Genomic DNA, 22,139 nt, shown 5'->3' on the forward strand with positions numbered 1-22,139 from the left:
GGAACCCTTCCCTTGGATAGCGACTCGCCTCTTCCCATACTTACGTTGCCTTAACTATATTTTTACACAATAAATACAAGCACCTGGTCACAGAAACCAGCGACGCATTGTATCGATGAAAACTGACTGGAAAAGACACTATGAAAAAATCCGCGTATCTCTATCTTGCAGCCTGCATCGCAGGCAGTTTTCAGGTACAAGCTCAAAACAATCAGAATGATGTCGAAAAAGTCACCGTGTATAGCCAGTCACCGCTGAGTTTTGTGTCCGGCTTAACTGAATATTCGCCGGCCAGCCAGACCATAGATGCCGATGCTCTGGATGTGGATAACGGTAATTCCCTGGCGCGTATTTTAGATAACCAGTTAGTCAGCGTGTCGATTAACGATGTCCAGAACAACCCATTCCAGGCCGATTTACAATATCGCGGCTTTACTGCTTCACCACTGCTGGGCTTACCTCAGGGCCTGGCGGTGTATTTTAATGGTACCCGATTTAATGAGCCCTTCGGTGATACGGTAAACTGGGATCTTATTCCTCCTTCAGCCTTGGAGTCGGTTACACTGGTCTCAGGCGCCAACCCAGTGTTCGGCCAGAATACCCTGGGCGGGGCACTCATTTTGAACAGTAAGGATGGTTTTAGTTTCCCATACAACAAAGTTACCGTGATGGGCGGCGACTTTGGCCAGCAAGGTATTAACCTCGAATTCGGCGGCAACAACGGTGAATGGGGTTACTATATTAATGTTAACAAATACGAAGAAGACGGCTGGCGCGACTATTCACCCAGCGATATTAAACAAGGACTGGCCAATATTACCCATAAAGGCAGCAACTCAGCCACCCGCATCACCCTGGCCGCTAATGATAACGATCTGATTGGTAACGGTGCTATACCGGTCGACCTCATTCCTTATGAAGGTCGCGACGCTATTTATACCCGACCTGATCAGACTTTTACCAGTCTGCGCTTTATTAATGTTAACCATGAGTATGAACTTAACGATAACTTAGTGCTGCGTGTTAACGCTTATTTCCGCGACAATGAGATCGAAACTTATAATGGTGACGACAGTGACTACGAAGAATGTGACGTAGGCTATGGCGAAACGCTTTGTGAAGAAGATGAAGAAGCAGAACTGGCAGAGGGAGACGAAGAAGAGACAGATGAAGAGGAAGTATTTGAGGAGGACGATGCCATTCAGTTTGTTGGTTTTGCTCCCCTGGTACCACTGGAAGATATTTCAGATGCCGACCCGGATACGTTAGACGGTACTGCCAATACCAGTTTAACCGAGCAAGAAAGCTATGGTATCAGTGCCGAGCTAGCCGGGGTGACGCAATCCGGCTTGTTAACCCATAATTGGGTAGTTGGCTTAGGTATTGATACCGCTGACATCTCGTTTCGCAGTGATACCGAGTTTGCCGTGCTCGACAACAATTCACCACAAGACAGCCGTGGCGTAACCGGCATTGGTGTATTTGATGAAGGCTCAAGAGTTCGCCTGGATACCGATGTAAAACACACTTATTTGTTTGTTAGCGATGTCATTGAATTAAACCAAAACTGGCAACTTGCCCTTGCTGGCCGTTTCAACAAGTCCACCATTGACATGGTAGATGGTGTTGAAGTGGGCGAAGGCTCACTGAACGGCAATCATGAATTTAGCCGCTTTAACCCCTCAGCCACAGTGCATTACCGCAAAGATGGCTACCATGCCTATGCGTCTTATAGCCAGTCTTCGCGTACGCCAAGCCCGGCAGAGCTAAGCTGTGCCGACGAGGACGATCCGTGTAAACTACCTAATGGGTTTGTGGCCGACCCACCGCTTGATCAGGTGCGCACCGATACTCTGGAAGTCGGCGTAAATTATGGCCTCGAAAACGGTATGCTCCATGCCGCTTTATTTCGCAGTGAAAGTAAAGACGACATTATATTCCAGCAAGCGGGTGATCGTGCTTCGGTGGGCTATTTTGTTAACGTGGATAAAACCCGTCGTCAGGGCGCTGAATTCAGCCTGCTTCAGCAATATGAAGATCTGGAGATCTCAGCCAATGTGAGCTATCTGCAGGCCACATTTGAGACACCATTTGTTTCATTCAGTCCGCAAAACCCACAGGGTCCGGGCCGTCAGGTTAAGCCAGGTGATAACATTCCTGGTCAACCAGAATGGCAGGCCGGTTTTGAAGTGACCTACCCTGTGATTGAGAACCTGTATATCAGCGCCGATGTAGACTACGCTTCCGGTCAGTATTTCCGTGGTGACGAAGCCAATGAAAACCGCCAACTGGACGGCTACACCCTGGTCAACCTGAGCGCCACGTATGCTCACAGCAGTGGGGTTACTGTGGGACTGCGCCTGGAAAACGTGTTTGATACCGAATTTGAAACCTTCGGTACCTATGGCGAGGCAGACGAGGTATTAGAAGATATCTATGACGATATCGACTCTACCGAGTTTGTTGGACCGGGTCAGCCCAGAACCCTGCGCTTGTTCGCTTCATACCAGTTCTAATGCGCTCCAGTGTGCGCAGCTCATCACTGCACTCTCTCAGAGGCGTGTGACTAATACACGCCTTTATTTTCTGTTTCCTATACCTGCCTGAGCCACCATCACTGTACATAAAACGTTCAAAATAAAATATTCCATCATAATAATCATGATTATTCGCCTAAAAGCTTGCTTTGTGTAACTAAAAGTTGCCACAATAAAAAATATAGGTGTTTGTTTTTATGTTACTTTTTGAAATATTACTTCAAAATGAAAAAGTTCAATTTATTTGACACCACATAATTTTTTATTTAAGTTCCATAATGTCAACTTCTCTAAATTGATTGACAGGCAAGGCCATCGCAGTAGCGACGACTTTCGAGCCGTTGTTGGTGGAGTTGTTTAAACATAAATAATTATAGTTGCATACAGATGTGTTATCGAAGGTTACACGTTTGATAGCACATTGATGCGGCAGAAACAGGGATTCACATGAATAACGATAATAAACTCCATAAGTTATCTATTGGAGTCATCACAGCTATGGGGTTATTAGCAACACCTCAGGTTTTCGCTCAGGAAGAAGCTGAAGATGGCGCCGAACCAGTAGAAAAAATCTCCATTGTTGGTTCACGTATTCGTACCGATGCGTTTGCTAACGATACACCTATCGACATTATCAGTGTAGAAGACGCCGAACAGGAAGGTCTGAAAACACTGGGCGAATTATTAAGAACCAGTACTGCAGCAGCAGGTTCCAGCCAAATCACCGCAGCGTTGACTGTAGGTTATGTTACCGACGGTGGTACCGGTGCTGAAACCGTTGGTCTGCGTGGTCTTGGTGCAAACCGCACCCTGGTCCTGTTAAACGGCCGTCGTGCCGGACCTGCCGGTACTCGTGGTGCCGTATCATCCTTCGACCTGAACAGTATTCCTCTGTCTGCTATCGAGCGCGTTGAAATCCTGAAAGACGGTGCCTCTGCCCTATACGGTTCAGACGCGGTTGCTGGTGTAATCAACATCATCACCAAAAAAGGCGACGACAAGACAATCACTGTTGATATCAGTCAGCCATTTGAGTCTGGCGGTGAAGACAAGCGTATTAACTTCTCATATGGTGAAGAGTTCGCAGATGGCTCATTCCGAGTTACCGCTGATTACCGCAAAACGTCAGAAGTAAAACGCGGCGATCGCGACTACTTCAATTGTACCGAGCGTTTGCAGTTCCGGGAAGACGGTTCTCGTTCTGATCCTATCGATCCACGCACTGGCAAACCTCACTGCTCTGAGACAGGCTACGGAATTTGGGTTTACGATGACACAAGTGATGCTTATGGCGGAGGTCTGAATCTTGCGTATGACTATGATGGATTTTTTGCAGCTAATGGATTCGAAAGTATAAATGATGCAAATGTTCCCTTAACTACGCCTGAAGGCTGGTACCCTGTATCGTACGGCGATGACTATGCCAGTAATGGTTGGTGGGACCAACGTCACCCCTTCCTAGCTCAGGAAACCAGGGTACCCGAAACGGAACTTATGTCGATTTATGCAACGGGTGACTATAATATAACCGACGACATTACCATGTATGGTGAGTTCATTGCGAGTCGCCGAACAACGGAGACTCAAAACTATCGTCAGTTTTGGCATGCTGAGGCAGGTACCCTACCACCATCTAGCTTCCCGGGATTTAGCGAAGCCCCTGGAACAGAAACAAATTTATTAGCTGTAGCGCTAACAGATCACTTTAGTTCTGAGATAGAAGTTGATTATACCCGTGGTGTTATTGGCTTTACTGGCGATGTAGGCTTCTGGACATGGGACCTATCTTATCAACACAGTATTAGTGACGGGGACTACACACAGGACATTATTTTTTATGATTCTATGTATATGGCGCAGGTTAATACGTATTTCGGAACAACTTGTACTGCCGACCAAGTTACTGAATTCAGTCAAAAATCTTGTGTTGACATACCTTGGACGGATCCGCAGTTTCTATACGGTAATCACACTGCGGAGCAAAAGGACTTCTTGTTTGGCGTAGATAAAGGTAATACCGAATACACCCAACAGACTCTGGAAGGTTTCGTTACAGGTGACTTATTCACTTTACCTGCGGGCGAAGTAGGCGCGGCATTCGGTTTCCAAGTTCAACGTGACGAGATCAACGATACCCCCGGATATCACACGCTTAATGGCAATTCATGGGGCTTGAGTAGTGCAGGTATCACTAAAGGCGATCAAATGACTAAGGCAGTTTTTGCCGAAGTAAAAGCGCCACTCATTGAAGGTGTAACCGGCATAGAGTCTTTAGACCTAACGGCTTCCGCACGCTGGACCGATGTAGATACTTTCGGAACTGACACGACCTTTAAACTGGGTTTAAACTGGCAAATTGTTGAAGGCTTAAGTGTTCGAGCGAGTCGTGGTACGTCATTCCGGGCCCCAGCGTTGTTTGAACTTTACCTTGCCGAACAAACTGCCTATCCTTCACAGTTAGCTGTGGATCCTTGCTTAAACTACGGGGCAGAATACACTGCAGGTAATATCTCAGACACGGTTTATCAAAACTGCTTAGCTGATGGTATACCTTTAGATTATGATACTCCTGGAAGTTCCGCTCTATCTGTAACCAGTGGCGGTGCAGGTCGTCTGTCAGCAGAAACATCAGTGGCTGAAAGTATCGGTGTGGTCTGGACCAGCCCTGAAGATACTTATGCGGTATCTGTGGACTACTTCGCCATTGAAATTTCCAACGAAATTGACAATTTAGGTGGTTCCAGCATCGTTAACCGTTGTTATGGCTCTATCGATTTTGCTAATGAGCCTTTATGTGACCTGTTCACTCGACGTGACGGAACGGATGGCGATTACGGTATCGACCAGATCAACGGCGGTTATGTCAACATCGCTTATCAAGAAGTACGTGGTGTGGATTATAACTTCACTTACCAGGATGACTTCGATTGGGGTTCACTGCGTTTCCGCGTAGAACACACCATGCAAATCGAACAGTATAGCCTGCAGTTTGAAGACTCACCTTACAACAACTTTGTTGGTGAGAACGGTTCACCTAAGCACGTTGGTGTAGCGCGTTTAACTTACTCTAACGATGATTACAGCCTGACGTGGACAGCGAACTACTACGACTCGACTAACGACTACGAGTATTACAATAGTGAAACCAATACCACTACGGTTAACGGTGAGACTGTTACATTCATAGACGAAACACCTTGGACCATGTATCACACGGCTTCTGGCTCATTCTCTTATGAAAGCCTGGATGTCATCGTAGGTGTTGCTAACGTGTTTGATAAGGAACCACCTAGAATTTCTAGCAGTGGCTTCCAATTGGGTAATGCTGCACTATTCTCACAATACGACTTCATTGGTCGTCGGGTATTCGCAAACCTGCGTTATAACTTCTAAGTTATAAAAGTTAAATAAAGCCCTCGCTTGTCGGGGGCTTTTTTTTCCAGAGGGAAAATTTATGAAAGTTCGTTTGATGTTACTTGTCATCACAACACTCCTTGGAAGTCTGACATTCACATCAGCAGCGCAAGCTAAAATCAATACGCCGCTATTAGAAGCGTATGCAAAACATTCACAGTACCTGGACATTAAAATTTCGCCTGATGGCACTTACCTGGCGTCAACCTCCCGCGATGAAGATGGCGTGGTATTTTTAACCGTGCTGAATATCAAAGATCAGGAAATCGTTTCCATCACGCGCGGGAAGGGTAAGGAAACCGTTAGCAGTTTTGACTGGCTCAACGATGAGCGCCTGATCATGACGATGGCCCGCGAAGTGGGTTCGTTTGAACAACCGCTGCCCACCGGTGAGTTATTCGCCATGGATGCAGACGGTGAAAACAGTGTTATCTTAAGTGGCTGGCGCGCTGAGAGTGGCGACCGTCGATTCTCGCAAATCATTGATATCCTGCCGGATGAGCCTGACGCAGTGCTGGTATACAGCACCGACTTAACCGCCAAAGAGCCCTTTCTCGATATTTACAGAATGAAGGTTAGCAATGGCCGTAAAGCCTCCGAAGGTCGCGCGCCACTGCGTGCTTATGCTGGTGCCGGAGTTAATGTTTATACCGATACCCAAGGCAACGTGCTGGCTATGGTTGGCGCCGATCCCAATGAAAACAACAAAGAAACCATGATGGTGCGTAAAGACGGTGACTCTGAATGGGAAGTAGCCTTCGAAAGCGAGGCTTACACGCCCTCATTTACGCCGCTGGTATTTTTATCTGACGATAAAACCATCGTGGGCCTGAGCACCATCGAAACCGATACGTGGTCTTTGGCTACCTACAACATCGACACCAAAAAGCACGAAGTATTGGCGTCACATCCAAAAGTGGACTTATCGCCTATCCTGCACAGTGAGAATGGTAAGGTTAAAGAAATATTCGGCGCCAGCTTCGAGTACAAAGGCATTGAAAACATGTTCTTCGGCGGCGTAAAAAGTGAAGCCGAACAACGCGTGCTGGCCAGCCTGGCGAATACCTTTAAAGGCCAGACTGTTACAGCTACATCAGCCACCCGTGATAACAGCAAGATGATAATTCGGGTAGGCAATGCCAATAATCCGAATGTGTTTTACATGTTTGACGCCGAAGCCCGCAAGCTGGTGAAACTGGCTGAAAGCAAGCCCTGGCTGGACGACGTGGAAATTCCGGAATCCAAGCTAATCACCTATACCGCCCGTGATGGTCTGGAAATTTCTGCCGTACTCACCCTGCCTAAAGGCGAAGCTAAGGATTTACCTTTTGTACTGCTGCCTCACGGCGGACCGCACGGTATCAGTGATTCTATTGCTAGCATAGACTCCAGTGTACGAGATGCCAAAGTATTGGCTGCACATGGCTACGCGGTATTGCAGCCAAACTTCCGCGGTTCTGGCGGATACGGGTTACCATTTTTGACATCAGGTTTCCGTAACTGGGGGACCACCATGATCGACGATATGACCGACGGTACTATGTATCTGGTGGAAAAAGGCATTGTTGATAAAGACAGAATGTGTGTTTACGGCGCCTCTTACGGTGGCTACGCGGCATTACAGAATGTTATTCGCGAACCGGACTTATACCAGTGTACTATTGGTTTTGTGGGCGTTTACGATCTGGACATGATGTTTGAAAAAGGTGATATTCCGCAGAATGATGCCGGTATTAATTACCTTAATCAGGTATTGCCGAAAGGCAAGAACCGCGACTTGCAGTCACCCATCAAAAATACCGACAAGATCAAAGTACCGGTATTTATTGTGCAGGGTGAAGAAGACGTGCGGGTGCCCAAGGAACATGCCTTTGCTTTACGTGAGAAGCTTGAAGCCAGAAACCATCCTTACCAGTGGATGATGAAATCCGGCGAAGGCCATGGCTTTTACAAGCCGGAAAACAACGTTGAGCTATGGCAGGAAATGATTAAGTTCCTCGATAAGCATACCAATACCACTCGCTAATCCCCCTACTACTTAACGCAGTTACGCATTAGCAAAGGTAACCCATAAAAAAACGCACCAGGCTTTCACCTGGTGCGTTTTTTATTATCCTAAGTACGAATACTTACAGCGCAGCAATCGTCTCGTGCTGAGCTTTCAGCTTAGCCAGCTGTGATTCAGAGTCGGCCAGCTTGGCTTTTTCTTTCTCAATCACAGCTTCCGGCGCATTACTAACAAACTTCTCGTTAGACAGCTTACCTTTAAAGCGTGCTACGTCCTGTTCGAGTTTGCCCATGGCTTTTGCAATACGGGCAAGCTCGGCTTCTTTATCAATCAGGCCGGCCATCGGGATAAGAATTTCCATCTCACCCACTACCGCTGCGGCACTGGCTGGTGCTTCCTCGCCTTCCTTAAGCACCGTAACAGACTCAAGACGCGCCAGGCGGTCGATAAAAGTGCGGGAAATACTCAAACGGCGATCGTCTTCGCTGATAACGTTACGCAGCAGTGCAGGAAGTGGCTTGCTCGGCGCAATGTCCATTTCACCACGAATGTTACGAATACCCACAATAAAGCGTTTAACCCATTCGATATCTGCCAGAACCTGCTCATCCTGCTTAGCAGCATCCACCGCTGGGAAAGGCTGAACCATGATGCTGTCGCCGGCGTTGACATCCAGCGCACTAAGCGGTGCAACACGTTCCCAGATGGTTTCGGTAATAAACGGCATTAACGGGTGCAGTAAGCGCAGCAGGCTTTCCAGCACATTGATTAGCGTATGACGGGTACCGCGTTTTTCAGCGTCGCTTGACTCATCATTATTCAGTACCGGCTTGGTGAGCTCCAGATACCAGTCACAGAACTGGTTCCAGGTAAACTCGTAAACCGTTTGCGCGGCAATATCAAAGCGATACTCTCCTATGGCTTTTTCGAATTCCACCAGGGTTTGCTGGAACTGAGCCCAAATCCACTTATCGGCCAGACTCAGTACTAACTCGCCACCGTCACGACCGGTATCTTCGGTTTCGGTGTTCATCAGCACAAAACGTGAGGCGTTCCAGATTTTGTTACAGAAGTTACGGTAGCCTTCTACCCGGCCCATATCAAAATTGATATCCCGGCTGGTTGAAGCCATGGCAGCAAACGTAAAGCGCAGCGCGTCAGTACCGTAGGCATGAATACCTTCCGGGAACTGCTTACGAGTGCGTTTTTCAATTTTCGCCGCCAGCTGTGGCTGCATCATGCCCGTGGTGCGTTTGGCCACCAGTGATTCCAGATCGATACCATCAATCAGGTCGATAGGATCGAGTACGTTACCTTTTGACTTTGACATCTTATCGCCGCTTTCGTCGCGGATAAGGCCGGTAATGTAGATATCCTTAAACGGGATTTTGCCGGTAAAGCGCTTGGTCATCATGATCATGCGCGCTACCCAGAAGAAGATAATGTCGAAACCGGTAACCAGTACCGAAGACGGCACAAAAGTTTCAAGCTCCGGCGTTTCTTCCGGCCAGCCCATCGTAGCAAACGGCCATAGAGCAGAGGAGAACCAGGTATCCAGAACGTCTTCGTCCTGGTTTAACTGTACGCCCGCTTCAAGGTGGTACTTGTTGCGTACCTCGTCTTCTGTGCGACCAACGTAAACGTTACCCTCGTTGTCGTACCAGGCCGGGATGCGATGACCCCACCACAGCTGACGGGAAATACACCAGTCCTGAATATTGTTCATCCACTGGTAGTAAGTTTTATTCCAGTTCTCCGGCACAAAACGAATTTCGCCGCTTTCAACTGCTTCGATAGCGGGCTTAGCCAGCTCATCGATTGCCACATACCACTGGTCGGTAAGGTAAGGTTCGATAACCGCACCGGTGCGATCGCCGCGGGGTACTTTAAGTTTATGGTCGTCCACTTTAACCAGTACACCGTCTTCTTCGAGCTGCGCTACAATAGCCTTACGCGCATCAAAGCGGTCCAGCCCCTGATAAGCTTCCGGCGCTTCGTCGTTAACTTTGGCATCTGGCGTGAAGATATTGATCATCGGCAGGCTGTGACGTTTCCCCATGTCATAATCGTTGAAATCATGGGCCGGGGTAATTTTAACGCAGCCGGTACCAAATTCCGGATCCACGTAATCATCGGCGATGATCGGAATTAAACGGCCGGTAATAGGCAGTCTGATTTCTTTACCGATGTAGTCCTGGTAACGCTCGTCTTCCGGATGCACGGCAACGGCCGTATCGCCCAGCATAGTTTCAGGGCGCGTAGTGGCTACTACAATGCTACCGCTGCCGTCGGCCAGCGGATAGCGCATGTGCCACATGTGGCCAGCTTCTTCTTCGTTAAGCACTTCGAGGTCGGAAACCGCGGTGTGCAGCACCGGATCCCAGTTAACCAAACGCTTGCCACGATAAATCAGGCCATCGTCGTGTAATCGAACAAAAACTTCGGTTACTGCTTTGGACAGGTTGTCGTCCATGGTGAACACTTCGCGATCCCAGTCTGGCGAGGTACCTAAACGGCGCATCTGACTGGTGATGGTGCCACCTGAGTGTTCTTTCCACTCCCAGATTTTATCGATAAACGCCTCGCGCCCCAGATCGTGACGGGTTTTACCTTCAGCGTTTAACTGACGCTCAACCACCATCTGGGTGGCAATACCCGCGTGGTCGGTTCCCACCTGCCACAGCGTATTATCGCCTTTCATACGGTGATAGCGGGTCAGCACGTCCATAATGGTTTGCTGGAAGCCGTGGCCCATATGCAGGCTGCCGGTAACATTAGGAGGCGGCAGTAAAATACAGTAAGGGTTCCCCGTTGGCGCTTCATCGCCCTTGGCTTTGAATAAGCCTTCGTTTTCCCAGCGCTGATAACACTGTTTTTCGATCGTTTGGGGTTCGTAGGTTTTGTCCATGGAGTGTCTCGAAAAGTCTCTTTTTAGGCCGGCAGGAATTGCATCTGGCAACCGGCTTGTTGAAATTGTTTGTAACGTTGGCGGGCTTGCTGTTTGGCCGATTCTTCTACCGGCACAAAATCGATAATTTGCTGAAACTGGTTGAAGTTATCCACCATTTGCCCGCTAACGTTAATCAGACATTGTTTGCGTGGCAGCGACTGAGGCTGCCAGACGATTTCTACCGGTGCGCCGCCATTGGGGCCCTCACCAGCAAGGTTATGCGGCACAAAACGCGCCGCCGGTAATTGCCATAAAAGCTGATCAACCGCTTCAGCCTGTGCCTGGTCTGCGCACAGTACCACACTCTTTTTCTTCTGCGAATAGAGTTCGGCGGTGAGTTCGCAGGCTTTGGCGCACACCGCAGACACACTTTCGTGCCCTGCGGGAGAAACTGAGGCCTCAGCCAGAGCGTAAAATCGGACGGCAGGCATTAACCTTTAATCCTCTGCGCCTAAACCAGCACGGTTCATCAGGAACTGCGCCAGCATAGGGACCGGACGACCGGTTGCCCCTTTATTTTTACCACTGTTCCACGCGGTACCAGCAATATCCAGGTGTGCCCAGTTATATTTTTTGGTAAAGCGTGACAGGAAACAGCCCGCAGTAATTGAACCTGCCGGGCGACCGCCAATATTGGCCATATCGGCAAACGGGCTTTCCAGTTGCTCCTGGTAGTCATCCCACAGCGGTAAACGCCATGCGCGATCAGACGCTTGCTCAGACGCATTTAACAGCTCATGAGCCAGTGGGTTATGGGTACTCATCAGACCGGTGGCATGTTTGCCCAGCGCAATGATACAGGCACCGGTTAAGGTGGCTACATCAACAACCGTTTCCGGATCGAAACGCTCCACATAAGTCAGCGCATCACATAGGACCAAACGGCCTTCGGCGTCGGTGTTTAACACTTCGACGGTCTGGCCAGACATGGTGGTTAAGATATCGCCCGGGCGATAAGCGTTGGCATCCGGCATGTTTTCGCAACCGGCCAGTACGCCAATCACGTTAATAGGCAGATTAAGTGCCGCTACCGTATGCATAACACCCAGTACGGCAGCCGCACCGCCCATGTCATACTTCATTTCGTCCATGCCATCGCCGGGCTTTAATGAGATACCGCCCGAGTCAAAGGTAAGGCCTTTACCTACCAATACCAATGGCGCCTGATCGGCTGCGCCGCCCTTATGATGAATAATGCTCATCAGTGATTCGTTTTCAGAGCCGCGGCCCACCGCCAGGTAAGAGTTCATACCCAGATCTTTCATGTTGGCTTCGTTAACCACTTCAGCATTGATGCTGTCGTATTCCTCGGCCATTTGCTGCGCCTGATCCCACAGGTAAGCAGGATTACAAATATTTGGCGGCATGTTGGCCACGTCTTTGGTTACCTTAACGCCCCTGGCAATCGCCAGACCGTGCTCAACCGCCTTCTCGCCTACGGTAAGCTCGCGACGAGTTGGTACATTGAAAACGATTTTACGCAGCGGACGACGCGGTTCGCCTTTTTTGGTTTTCAGTTGCAAAAAGGTATACAGGGTATCCTGTGAGGTTTCGACCGCCTGGCGTACTTTCCAGTAAGTATCACGGCCCTTGACGTGTAACTCGGTTAAAAAGCACACAGCTTCCATTGAACCGGTTTCGTTGAGGGTTTGAATGGTTTTTGCGATGATCTGCTTGTACTGACGCTCGTCCAGCTCGCGCTCTTTTCCACAACCAACCAGCAGCACCCGCTCACTTAATACATTTGGAACGTGGTGGAGCAGCAACATCTGACCGGCTTTCCCCTCAAGGTCGCCGCGGCGCAGTAGATTGCTGATGTATCCTTCACTGATTGCGTCCAGTTGTTCGGCAACGCCGGACAAACGTCGCGGCTCATAAACGCCCACCACAATACATGCACTGCGCTGTTTCTCTGGACTGCCGCTCTTTACGTTAAACTCCACTGTATCACCTCTTTTTGTTCTGTCTGGTTGGCCCGGAACAATTTTACATGCCGTTTTGCCTTGCTTTATGGTTTAATACGCACGAATTCAATCCTGCGTAGGGCACGTCAACGTGATAATTCACGGTTCAGGCAAACGCGCCTTCCGGAACCAACGGTTAGTTATTACTGGCAAAACTTGTAAAAATGGTAAGTTTACTCAAAATTATAGCCGCTTTCACTAAAATTCCGACTTTTTGCATAGGCCAGATATGCTGATATTCCGCTATCTGCTTAAGGAAACGCTTAAATCGCAAATCGCCATATTTTTAATATTGATGGCAATTTTTATTACCCTGCGGTTTGTCCGTGTTTTAGGAGACGCCTCTGAGGGCGATATCCCGGCCAGTCTGGTGCTCGGCTTCCTGTCTTTATATGCCCCGATACTCGCTTCACTGGTCATTCCTATTAGCGCCTTTTTGGGTATTATGATGGCTTACGGCCGGTTGTATGTAGACAGTGAAATGACCGTGATGCGGGCCTGCGGGATCAGCGAATGGTATGTCACCCGGGTAATGCTGTTTCTGTCTGTAATCATAATGCTGGTGACCGGTGTAGTAACCCTATACCTCGCTCCTCTGGCCGCAGAAAGTGAATATAACCTCCGCGAACAAGCCAAGGCAGAAGCTGGCTTCAGCGCTATTATCCCTGGCCGTTTTCAACAAACGGGGAATCAGGAAGCGGTGATATTCGTGCATGATATTGGTAGTGACAACTCACTTCAAAAAGTCTTTCTGGCACAACAAAAAAATGAAGGTGACGAGCAGGTTCGGGTAGTTTATGCCGAGCAAGGCACGGTAAATAAAGAGCCAGACGGCACCCGCCAGTTAATTCTGAATAACGGTAATCAGTATGAGGGTGAGCAGCGCCACCTGGATTTTCGGGTGGTTGCCTTCGATGAATATCAAATTCAGATAGATGATCCTGAGCAACAACAGAAACGAAAGAAAGTCGCTGTGATCCCAACTATGGAACTCCTTGAGGACGGCTCAACCGAAGCTCTGGCAGAATTTCAATGGCGTCTGGCCATTCCGCTTTCCATTCCCTTTCTGGTGCTGATTGCAGTACCGCTTAGCGCGGTGGACCCACGCCAGGGCCGGTTTGGTAAGATGTTCCCGGCGATTCTATTGTATCTTGGGTATTTCATGCTACTACTGGCGAGCCGGCGCGTACTGGAAGACGGCAAAATACCTATCCAGCTGGGCTTATGGTGGGTGCATGGCATCATGCTTGTCATTGGCTTTACCCTGCTTGCCCGGGACCGTAAATTCGGCACCGAAATTAAAGCCATGCTGAAGCGGAGAAAATCATGATCCGCATTCTCGACTGGTATATTGCCAGAACCCTGCTGGGCACAGTCACTGTTACGCTGTCTGTGTTGATGGGACTTAGCGCCCTGATCAAATTTGTAGAACAATTGCGTAAAGTTGGCGAAGGCAATTACGACATGCTGGCCGCACTGGTCTATGTGCTGCTTAGTTTACCCCGGGATTTGGAACAATTCTTCCCCATGGCGGTGCTCCTGGGTGGACTGATTGGCATGGGCGTCCTGGCCAGCAATAGTGAACTGGTGGTTATGCAGGCGGCAGGCCTGAGCCGTTGGAACTTAATTACTTCGGCCATGAAATCTGCGGTGGTGATGATAATCCTGGTCATGGCAGTAGGCGAATGGATCACCCCGGTGAGTGAATCCCGCGCCAAGGAACTGCGTACGGAAGCCATAACCGGCGGTTCGCTGTTTTCCTCAGATAAATATGTGTGGGCCAAAGACGGCGATCACTTTGTAAGTATTGGCCAGGTAATGAGTCGCGATTCACTCCAGGAAATCACCATCTATCGATTTAACGATGGTTTACAACTCGACAGCATTACCAATGCCAGCGGCGGCTTTTATGAACAAAACGGCTGGACACTGACTCAGGTGACTCACACCTACTTTGGCGCAGACGCCATTACCGCCGATGTGCAACCAACCTGGCGCTGGGACTCCTCGCTTACTCCGGACAAACTGGGCATTGTTACGGTAAAACCCGAGGCATTGTCGATTCAGGGTTTGCAGGACTACATTACCTACCGGGCCAATAATAAGCAGGATACCAGCCGCTACGAGCTGGCTTTATGGCGTAAAGTACTGCAACCGGTTACCGTAAGTGTAATGCTTTTAATGGCACTGTCTTTTATATTCGGGCCATTACGCAGTGTGACCATGGGTGCCAGAATTATTATGGGTGTGCTAACCGGATTTGGTTTCTTCATTACCAACGAAGTATTTGGTCCGCTGAGCCTGGTATACAACATTCCACCGGTCCTCGGCGCGCTGCTACCCAGTATCCTATTTGCAGCAGTAGCAACCGCCCTGCTATCAAGGTAGAAATAAAGGGGTCAGAGTACATTAATAAACACCATTAATGTACTCTGACCCCTTTATTCGTTTATTAACTACCAGCTTTTGTGATTGTTCTGTTCTTTGGTAAGTTTAAGCACTTCAGTTTGTGCCAGCCTGTCTTGCAAGGATTGTTTGTTCTTTACATCAAATAGGACCAAAAGCGTTCCCAGCCCGCCCAGTGAGGCAATTAATCGCAGTATCAGCCTCCCCCATCCTACCGGCTCGTTATTGGTACTGTATATGCGCAGCCGCCAAGCTCGCATCCCAAGTGTTTGACCGCCACGCTTCCAGAACCATAAGAAGAAACCGGCCACCCAAATGCCAACCCACACCTGAATAAGTGTTTTATACAAAACCGACTCCCCTAGCAATTCATTAGGTTCACTGTAGCCTTGTAAATCCAGCCAGCCGTTCTTTAGTGATACCACCAGCACCACAATCAGTACCATGGCCGCACACATTCCTACCGCAGTTGCCACCAGCGCATCATAAATCATGGCAGCCAGACGCCGCACAAATCCGGCACGGGCAGATTGCTCAGCCTGTTGCGGTGACGGTTTGGTTGGTTTTGTTGCAGTGTTTTTTATTTTTTTAGTCATGGCTTACGGTGTGTCTGACAACGATGGGCGCAAGTGTGCCACAGAACAGGGCAAAAGTGGACGGATAAGCGTAGAAGGAGAAAAGAACAGAGACAGCTGGAAAACTATTTTTTAGCGACAGAAACAAAACAGGCACCCGAAGGTGCCTGTTTTATAAGAACAACTGTCTTACAGTACTACTACGTCAGCAGCCTGTGGACCTTTGTTACCTTGTTCGATAGTGAACTGAACGTTTTGACCTTCAGCTAAAGTGCGGAAGCCTTCAGATTTGATCGCACGGAAATGTACGAATACATCTTTGCCGCCGTCAGCTTGAGAAATAAAACCGAAACCTTTAGCTTCGTCGAACCATTTTACTGTGCCTGTAGAAGTAGACATAGATAACTCCAAAAAGTAATAAATTAATATGGCTGTTAAGCCGGTATTGCAATGAAGGGCTATCTGTTTTGCGGCAGGCTTGATTCAGTAATCGTATCTAATGTGAATCGCGCAAGGGACTTACAATGGATCAACGGAACGAGCAATCTTCAAATATAATAGAACCTTTCAAAGGCAAGTGGATCCTAGCACCCTTATTCCGCTGTGTCAGGTTATTTTTTAAACTTTTTAAAAATAAATTTTAACACTCACACCTTATAGTTGTTCCTTTTAGTTAATGGGTGTGTAAATAAAAATCGTTACTAACCAATATGCATGCAACGGTTTTCTGCGCTTTCTGTAAAAACCCAGGTGCGAATCAGCACAATATTTAGCCACTTATTAAAGAATCACTAAAAAACGCTTGTCAGTATCTATGACATCGTTATAATTCGCAGCCTGACTGTAATACAGTCACATCACATCTATCAGTGCCAGAGTGGCGGAATTGGTAGACGCAGCGGATTCAAAATACACTGCGTGTTGTGCGAAAGAAAGCTAACCAACTGTTAAATAAAATATTTATTTTCAGATGGCGCTTGCAAAGATTTGCAAAGTTTCTATACTTTGCAAACATCAAAATTTGATGCCAGAGTGGCGAAATTGGTAGACGCAGCGGATTCAAAATCCGCCGGTAGCAATACTGTGCCGGTTCAAGTCCGGCCTCTGGTACCATTCTTTGCAAGATGATTTTGCAATTAGACCGACCTTTGAGTCGGTTTTTTTGTTTTAAGTTTACTTAATACAGTGATTTCCCCTAATATGGATGAGAAAAAACTTTTATAGAAATCACTTATAGCGAAATCATTGGGATGAACAAAGGGCTAAACCAATATTACACTAACCAAGTTTATAGTGACCATTTGGTTAAGGAATTATTGAGCCCATTTCCATTATCAGTCGCAGACTTAGGCTTCGGCGAAGGAAGCTTGCTGCATGCAGCAAGGAAAAGGTGGAATCACCTGAAGCTAATTGGGGTCGATATTGACCTGCTTAATGTTGAAAAGGCCAATAAAAGTAAATTTATTGACGCGATTCATTATGATGGTTTTAATCCAGACCTTCCAGATACCATTACAGAGAAGTATGGCAATATAGATTTATTAGTAAGTAACCCGCCTTTTTTCTTTAAGTCGATAGATGAAAGCATCAGAACTATTCTAAAAAAGTCAGATTTATGGGATTGCATTTCTGTCAAAAGTAAAAAAGTACCAGCTGAATTGGTGTTTCTTGCACAGAATATCCGCTTACTCAATAAGCAGAGTGAATTAGGAATAATATTACCTGCAGGGTTAGTTAGCGGTGAAAAATGGGTTAGCCTGAGGGAATATCTATTCGGAAAATTCAATATATCCAAGGTAATTCAACTACCTACGAATAGCTTTAAGAGAACAGATGCCCAAACATTCATTTTTATAATGAATAAATCAGAACCCGCAAGAACAGAAATTGAACTGTCTCACGTTCTTTATGATAAGACTATCAGCATATCTAGAGCCGACGCGGTTTGTAGAGCAGATTATTCGTTTTACAATAAAACTGAAATTAATTCTGATAAGCTTTACATCTCACCACAACAATTTTCAATTTACAGAGGCAATACTACACATAAACAACTCCTTGCCTCCGCAAAATACTTTATACATACAAATCAACTACCAAAAGAACCAGCATCGCTGAGGCTACCGAACTACACATTTGGCCAATCTAATCTTGCCACAGCTGGTGACATCCTGCTCGCTAGAGTAGGACGACGATGTATTGGGCGAGTTGCAGTTGTAGAAAGAGGAACTTTACCAATTAGCGATTGCGTTATCGTCATAAGACCGACAGATGACAACGCTCGTAAGAAGATTTGGGAAAAATTAAGATCTGAATCCTCTAAGCAGATTCTAGAATCAATGTCTTTAGGTGTTGGTGCCAAATATTTAACACACTCACTAATTAGGGATTTTCTATCGAATGTTTGAAGCTCCTCAAGGATGGGAAGATTACTACGAGAAAGTAATTTCTAAATGTAATGCCTACATAAAAAGTGGGTACTGGGAAGAGATTGATATCCACTCATTAAGAGGATGGTTGGGAAATTTTAAAACTCCTGCGGATAAGTACTTTTCAGCCTGCATGCTAGATGCACTTGTTTACCGTTCAAGAAAGATGGTTGATTCAAGTTTAAAGCATATCTCAAGCTCCATTATCCCCAACTTCTTTTCAAGCGCTGGACTTCAAATCAATGAAGAAAACCTAGCAAACTGGTGCTTAAGCCTCCAAACTGGTAAAGACGTACCGTTCAGGTTTGTAGCGATAGAAGGCGTTGACAACAAACCCGGTAAGAGTGGTTCAATCGTAGCTCGTCAAATCAAAGAATCGCTTGATTTAGCAGGCCACCTAACTCCACTTGTAGAAAACCTGCATAAAGTCCCAGACAGCGTAAAAGCAATAGTATTTATAGATGACTTCTCAGGAACTGGAGAGCAATTTATTGACTATTACAATAACAAGGTCAAATTGCATCTTACTAAACCTATCCCGATTTTATATGCCCCTTTAGCTGCGCACGAAAAAGCAATAGCCAATATTGAAGCAACATTAAAAAATGTATTAGTCCGGCCGTCTGAAGTCATCACAGAAGAGGATTCGTTTTTTTTTCCTATCGAGAACACCTTTAGAGGAGATAAGCTGAATTCAACAACTTCGGCTGAGGAGCACTATTTAAAAATCTGTTGTGAAAATGACTTTGAAAAAGATGAGTTCCTTTTCGGCAAAGGTAATCAAGCATTAACTTTCGCGTTCTACTTTTCAACTCCGAATAACAATTTAAAATTACTTTACAATAAAAAACCAGATAATACTTGGAAAAATCTTCTAAATAGGAATCGTTAATGGACTCACAATTGATAAAAACATTTGCGAAAAACAGAGCGGAAGAGTTTCCTGAAGATGTTTGGGGAGAGTATGTTCTTCCGCCAAACTACGAAACTATCAATCTATTTAATTACGATAAAGCCGTAATGATTGAAGGTGGTCGAGGCTCTGGAAAAACAATGTTTTTAAAATACCATTGCCACGACACTAGGTTTAGTAAAAACAGAAAAAATGTAAGCAAAAATGAACTAAAAAAAATTGGTCTATATTTTAGACCCGACACTCATTTTTGCAGTGGGTTAACTAAAAATGCCTATGGAGATGATTGGGAATTAATTTTCACTAATTATATCCTTATTTTAGTTCTCAAAGAGTTTCATACACTAACCAGAAACCTTATTAAGTGCACTTTCTCTAGCGAGTTAATCAATCAAGCAGAACTTAACAACATCCAGTTGCCTCCCAATTTTGGCAACCGATTCGGTAAAGAAATACACTACTTTACTGACTTAGGTGACTTTTCTGACACATGCTTAGAAGAGCTGAATGATTGGGTTATAGATCCTGATTCTTTTAAGCGGCCAATGTTTCCAGACACTCGCTCTGTAATTAAATCAATCATTAGAACTATAAAAGCATTTTCTCCAGATTTCGAAGAAACTAAATTTACACTATATATTGATGAATATGAAAACCTTACTTCTGAACAACAAGTACTGCTTAATACCTGGATTAAACATGGACAAGACAGCTTCATTATTTCAGCGGCTTATAAAAAGCACGCTCGGGTATCCAGAGCAACTACAAGTGAAGAACAGCTAGTTGTTCGTAATGACTATAGAATAATAGATATTGAAGATATTGAAGAAGACGATTTTAAACTCTTTGCTGCAGAAATATTGCTTCTTAAACTCGACGGTTATATTGATGACGAACTTCTATCAGACTATAAAAAATGGTTAAGTTCTGAAAGTCATCTAGACGAAAGGTTAGACTCTAATTATTCAGAGAAGATCATCTTCTTCGCAAAAAACATGTTCAAGTCAATAACTTATGAAGATGTCGCTACCACTGTATTGAAAGATAAAACTCTTCGAAAAAGACTAACTAATTTTCTAATTTTACCAGCAATAAAAGATAAAGACGTAACGCCTGATGAATTTATAAGCGATGAGTTTCCAGTAGAATCTATACTTAATGGGGTTCTTATAAATCGTGAATCGCAAGATTCAAATGTACTCCTACAGCAATTTAAAAATCTAAACGAAACAGGAAAAAATTCTTTTTACCAACCTTACAGGGATACACTAGTTGGTGCTTTACTTTGGATCTATCTGTCTGCTGGTAGGAGAACTATACCAATATATTCTGGTTTTGAAAGAATCTGCCTAATGTGCCGTTCGAACATTCGGCATTTCCTAGATATATGTCATCAATGTTTGGTGGAACATAAAAAGGAATTTAAAGATAAAGACAACAGACTAGACTTCGAAATTTCAGTAGAACTACAGGCATTAGCAGCCAGAAAAAATAGTGAAATTGAAGTTTCAAAAGTAGTTGAGTTGGGAAGATTAGGTAACAGCTTAAGATTTATAGTAAACAGGCTTGGACTATTTTTCCAGCTCTTACAGAAACGTCGTTCTCAAAGCGAACCAGAAATTGTTCACTTCGGAATAAAAGTTGCCAGCTTAGAGCAATTACCCTCAGATTTAAGGATTCTTTTGGATGAGTTAAAGCTCTGGTCTGTATTAATTGAATACCAAGGTGATACAAAAAGGAAGTCTCAACTCGAATTCACTTCTTACGAATATATGCTTCATCCTATGTTTTCGCCAAACTTCATGATTTCTTTTAGGAAGATTAGAAAGCATATGTTTAGTGTAGAAGACTTAAACACAATATTCTGTGGTTCAGAGCCAGATTTCGTGGAGTTTTGCAAACCTTACATATACAGAAATGCAGAGCCTAAAAAGCGTAAATATCAAACTGCTGACGATATACAAGGAAGCCTCTTCGATGAAATTTAGCCATCAACTAGAGGTTTCGGAGAAGCAGCTTATTGGTCAAATGCCAAATATAGCTATAGTTGGTTCAACACTGGATGATCGCGGAAGCTATATTAGGAACGTAATTGGCAAATCATCAAACAACTTAGTTATCGAAATATCTTATGACGCTGAAAATATAAACTTTAATATAGACGGAACTTCTGTTCCGTTTCGGGAGATTAATTCAACGTTAGATTCTCTCATTGGCGTAACTAATGAATTATTAATTGATACCACGACGGTTGGAGTGGCTGAGCTTTTATATATTTTACGGTGGTTAAAAAAATCTAACAGGCCAGCAAACGTAAAAATGACCTATGTAGAGCCTGGAAAATATCCTCCTCTCGATGAGACTAATAACGAATTTGGAAGACATACATTCAATTTATCCAGCCATTCATTAGGGTACAAATCCTTACCTGGATTCACTGTAACTTCAAACTCAAAATCTCATTTAATTGCTTTACTAGGATTTGAAAGGGTCAGATTAGGTCAATTACTAGAAAATGATGAAGGAGCTTTTATTGGTGCTTTGACACCGATGTTTGGAGTACCGGGGTTTAAACCCTCATACGACAAACATAGCGCTTTTCATAATATTGAAAGCATACTAGAAAAAGGCGAAAAGCCAGAATTTTCTAGTGCCAACAATCCATTCGAGACATATTCAAAACTTCAATATTTGAAGTCATGCTATCCAGACACATTGATTAATATAGCCCCCATAGGTACAAAACCCATGGCTATTGGAGCATGCCTTTTTGCTCTAGAAAATATAGGCAAAAAAGTGGGCGTTATGTACGACCATCCAGTTAAGAAAAAAGGGCGAACCGAAGGCATATCTAGAGTTCATCTATTTTCTATTCTTATAGATGCGTAACCGAATACGAGAATTTATCACGCGAAAACAACTCTTGAATTAATCGCTTCTAAC

General features: G+C 45.5%; 14 protein-coding genes and 1 tRNA gene. 10 read left to right on the forward strand and 5 right to left on the reverse strand.

Annotated features, from left to right (window positions below):
* The first annotated feature begins 140 nt into the window (after window positions 1-140).
* The 3 genes from AC2T0J_RS01800 (at window position 141) to AC2T0J_RS01810 (ending at window position 7,977) form a co-directional block, all read left to right on the forward strand.
* Window positions 141-2,516, forward strand: coding sequence for a TonB-dependent receptor (locus tag AC2T0J_RS01800; protein ID WP_489808499.1), 2,376 nt, complete (start codon window positions 141-143; stop codon window positions 2,514-2,516).
* 468 nt (window positions 2,517-2,984) lie between these two features.
* Window positions 2,985-5,930 (forward strand): TonB-dependent receptor domain-containing protein, encoded by a 2,946-nt coding sequence (locus AC2T0J_RS01805; RefSeq protein WP_489808500.1) that lies wholly within the window; start codon window positions 2,985-2,987, stop codon window positions 5,928-5,930.
* Window positions 5,931-5,991: 61 nt separating this feature from the next.
* Entirely contained in the window at window positions 5,992-7,977 is a 1,986-nt protein-coding gene (locus tag AC2T0J_RS01810; protein ID WP_489808501.1) for a S9 family peptidase, read from the forward strand.
* Between the two features lie 103 nt (window positions 7,978-8,080).
* On the opposite strand, the gene AC2T0J_RS01815 is transcribed toward AC2T0J_RS01810, so the two are convergent.
* Genes AC2T0J_RS01815 through pepA form a run of 3 tightly spaced genes read right to left on the reverse strand, consistent with a single transcriptional unit; the run spans window position 8,081 to window position 12,852 of the window.
* The gene (locus AC2T0J_RS01815; protein WP_489808502.1) at window positions 8,081-10,867 is read right to left on the reverse strand and encodes a valine--tRNA ligase; all 2,787 of its coding nucleotides are present in this window, start codon (window positions 10,865-10,867) and stop codon (window positions 8,081-8,083) included.
* Window positions 10,868-10,890: 23 nt separating this feature from the next.
* Window positions 10,891-11,340 carry a DNA polymerase III subunit chi gene (locus tag AC2T0J_RS01820; RefSeq protein ID WP_489808503.1) on the reverse strand — a complete coding sequence of 150 codons (450 nt, stop codon included), beginning with the start codon at window positions 11,338-11,340 and terminating at the stop codon, window positions 10,891-10,893.
* Window positions 11,341-11,346: 6 nt separating this feature from the next.
* Window positions 11,347-12,852, reverse strand: coding sequence for a leucyl aminopeptidase (gene pepA / locus AC2T0J_RS01825; protein WP_489808504.1), 1,506 nt, complete (start codon window positions 12,850-12,852; stop codon window positions 11,347-11,349).
* Between the two features lie 250 nt (window positions 12,853-13,102).
* On the opposite strand from pepA, the gene lptF reads away from it, so the two are divergent.
* Entirely contained in the window at window positions 13,103-14,203 is a 1,101-nt protein-coding gene (gene lptF, locus AC2T0J_RS01830) for an LPS export ABC transporter permease LptF (RefSeq protein ID WP_489808505.1), read from the forward strand.
* A complete protein-coding gene (gene lptG / locus AC2T0J_RS01835) occupies window positions 14,200-15,261 on the forward strand; it encodes an LPS export ABC transporter permease LptG (protein WP_489808506.1) in 1,062 nt (353 codons plus the stop codon). Before lptF ends, lptG begins: the two co-directional genes overlap by 4 nt.
* Before the next feature lie 68 nt (window positions 15,262-15,329).
* On the opposite strand, the gene AC2T0J_RS01840 is transcribed toward lptG, so the two are convergent.
* Window positions 15,330-15,773 (reverse strand): RDD family protein, encoded by a 444-nt coding sequence (locus AC2T0J_RS01840; RefSeq protein WP_489810414.1) that lies wholly within the window; start codon window positions 15,771-15,773, stop codon window positions 15,330-15,332.
* Between the two features lie 270 nt (window positions 15,774-16,043).
* Window positions 16,044-16,253, reverse strand: coding sequence for a transcription antiterminator/RNA stability regulator CspE (cspE, locus tag AC2T0J_RS01845; protein ID WP_489808507.1), 210 nt, complete (start codon window positions 16,251-16,253; stop codon window positions 16,044-16,046).
* A gap of 627 nt (window positions 16,254-16,880) precedes the next feature.
* On the opposite strand from cspE, the gene AC2T0J_RS01850 reads away from it, so the two are divergent.
* The 5 genes from AC2T0J_RS01850 (at window position 16,881) to AC2T0J_RS01870 (ending at window position 22,085) form a co-directional block, all read left to right on the forward strand.
* Window positions 16,881-16,967 (forward strand) — tRNA-Leu (locus tag AC2T0J_RS01850).
* Between the two features lie 137 nt (window positions 16,968-17,104).
* The gene (locus AC2T0J_RS01855) at window positions 17,105-18,262 is read left to right on the forward strand and encodes an N-6 DNA methylase (RefSeq protein WP_489808508.1); all 1,158 of its coding nucleotides are present in this window, start codon (window positions 17,105-17,107) and stop codon (window positions 18,260-18,262) included.
* Window positions 18,255-19,175 carry a phosphoribosyltransferase-like protein gene (locus AC2T0J_RS01860; RefSeq protein WP_489808509.1) on the forward strand — a complete coding sequence of 307 codons (921 nt, stop codon included), beginning with the start codon at window positions 18,255-18,257 and terminating at the stop codon, window positions 19,173-19,175. The genes AC2T0J_RS01855 and AC2T0J_RS01860 overlap by 8 nt, the downstream gene beginning before the upstream one ends.
* Entirely contained in the window at window positions 19,175-21,184 is a 2,010-nt protein-coding gene (locus AC2T0J_RS01865) for an ORC-CDC6 family AAA ATPase (protein WP_489808510.1), read from the forward strand. The genes AC2T0J_RS01860 and AC2T0J_RS01865 overlap by 1 nt, the downstream gene beginning before the upstream one ends.
* Window positions 21,174-22,085 carry a hypothetical protein gene (locus AC2T0J_RS01870; protein ID WP_489808511.1) on the forward strand — a complete coding sequence of 304 codons (912 nt, stop codon included), beginning with the start codon at window positions 21,174-21,176 and terminating at the stop codon, window positions 22,083-22,085. Before AC2T0J_RS01865 ends, AC2T0J_RS01870 begins: the two co-directional genes overlap by 11 nt.
* Window positions 22,086-22,139: the final 54 nt, after the last annotated feature.

The organism is Alteromonas sp. ISO5 (assembly GCF_058105165.1).

Coding starts and splice junctions, on each gene's coding strand:
- AC2T0J_RS01855 (WP_489808508.1), top strand. CDS start 17,105: ATGAACAAAGGGCTAAACCAATATTACACTAACCAAGTTTATAGTGAC.
- AC2T0J_RS01815 (WP_489808502.1), bottom strand. CDS start 10,867: ATGGACAAAACCTACGAACCCCAAACGATCGAAAAACAGTGTTATCAG.
- AC2T0J_RS01820 (WP_489808503.1), bottom strand. CDS start 11,340: ATGCCTGCCGTCCGATTTTACGCTCTGGCTGAGGCCTCAGTTTCTCCC.
- AC2T0J_RS01800 (WP_489808499.1), top strand. CDS start 141: ATGAAAAAATCCGCGTATCTCTATCTTGCAGCCTGCATCGCAGGCAGT.
- AC2T0J_RS01840 (WP_489810414.1), bottom strand. CDS start 15,773: ATGATTTATGATGCGCTGGTGGCAACTGCGGTAGGAATGTGTGCGGCC.
- AC2T0J_RS01810 (WP_489808501.1), top strand. CDS start 5,992: ATGAAAGTTCGTTTGATGTTACTTGTCATCACAACACTCCTTGGAAGT.
- AC2T0J_RS01865 (WP_489808510.1), top strand. CDS start 19,175: ATGGACTCACAATTGATAAAAACATTTGCGAAAAACAGAGCGGAAGAG.
- AC2T0J_RS01805 (WP_489808500.1), top strand. CDS start 2,985: ATGAATAACGATAATAAACTCCATAAGTTATCTATTGGAGTCATCACA.
- AC2T0J_RS01870 (WP_489808511.1), top strand. CDS start 21,174: ATGAAATTTAGCCATCAACTAGAGGTTTCGGAGAAGCAGCTTATTGGT.
- cspE (WP_489808507.1), bottom strand. CDS start 16,253: ATGTCTACTTCTACAGGCACAGTAAAATGGTTCGACGAAGCTAAAGGT.
- lptF (WP_489808505.1), top strand. CDS start 13,103: ATGCTGATATTCCGCTATCTGCTTAAGGAAACGCTTAAATCGCAAATC.
- lptG (WP_489808506.1), top strand. CDS start 14,200: ATGATCCGCATTCTCGACTGGTATATTGCCAGAACCCTGCTGGGCACA.
- AC2T0J_RS01860 (WP_489808509.1), top strand. CDS start 18,255: ATGTTTGAAGCTCCTCAAGGATGGGAAGATTACTACGAGAAAGTAATT.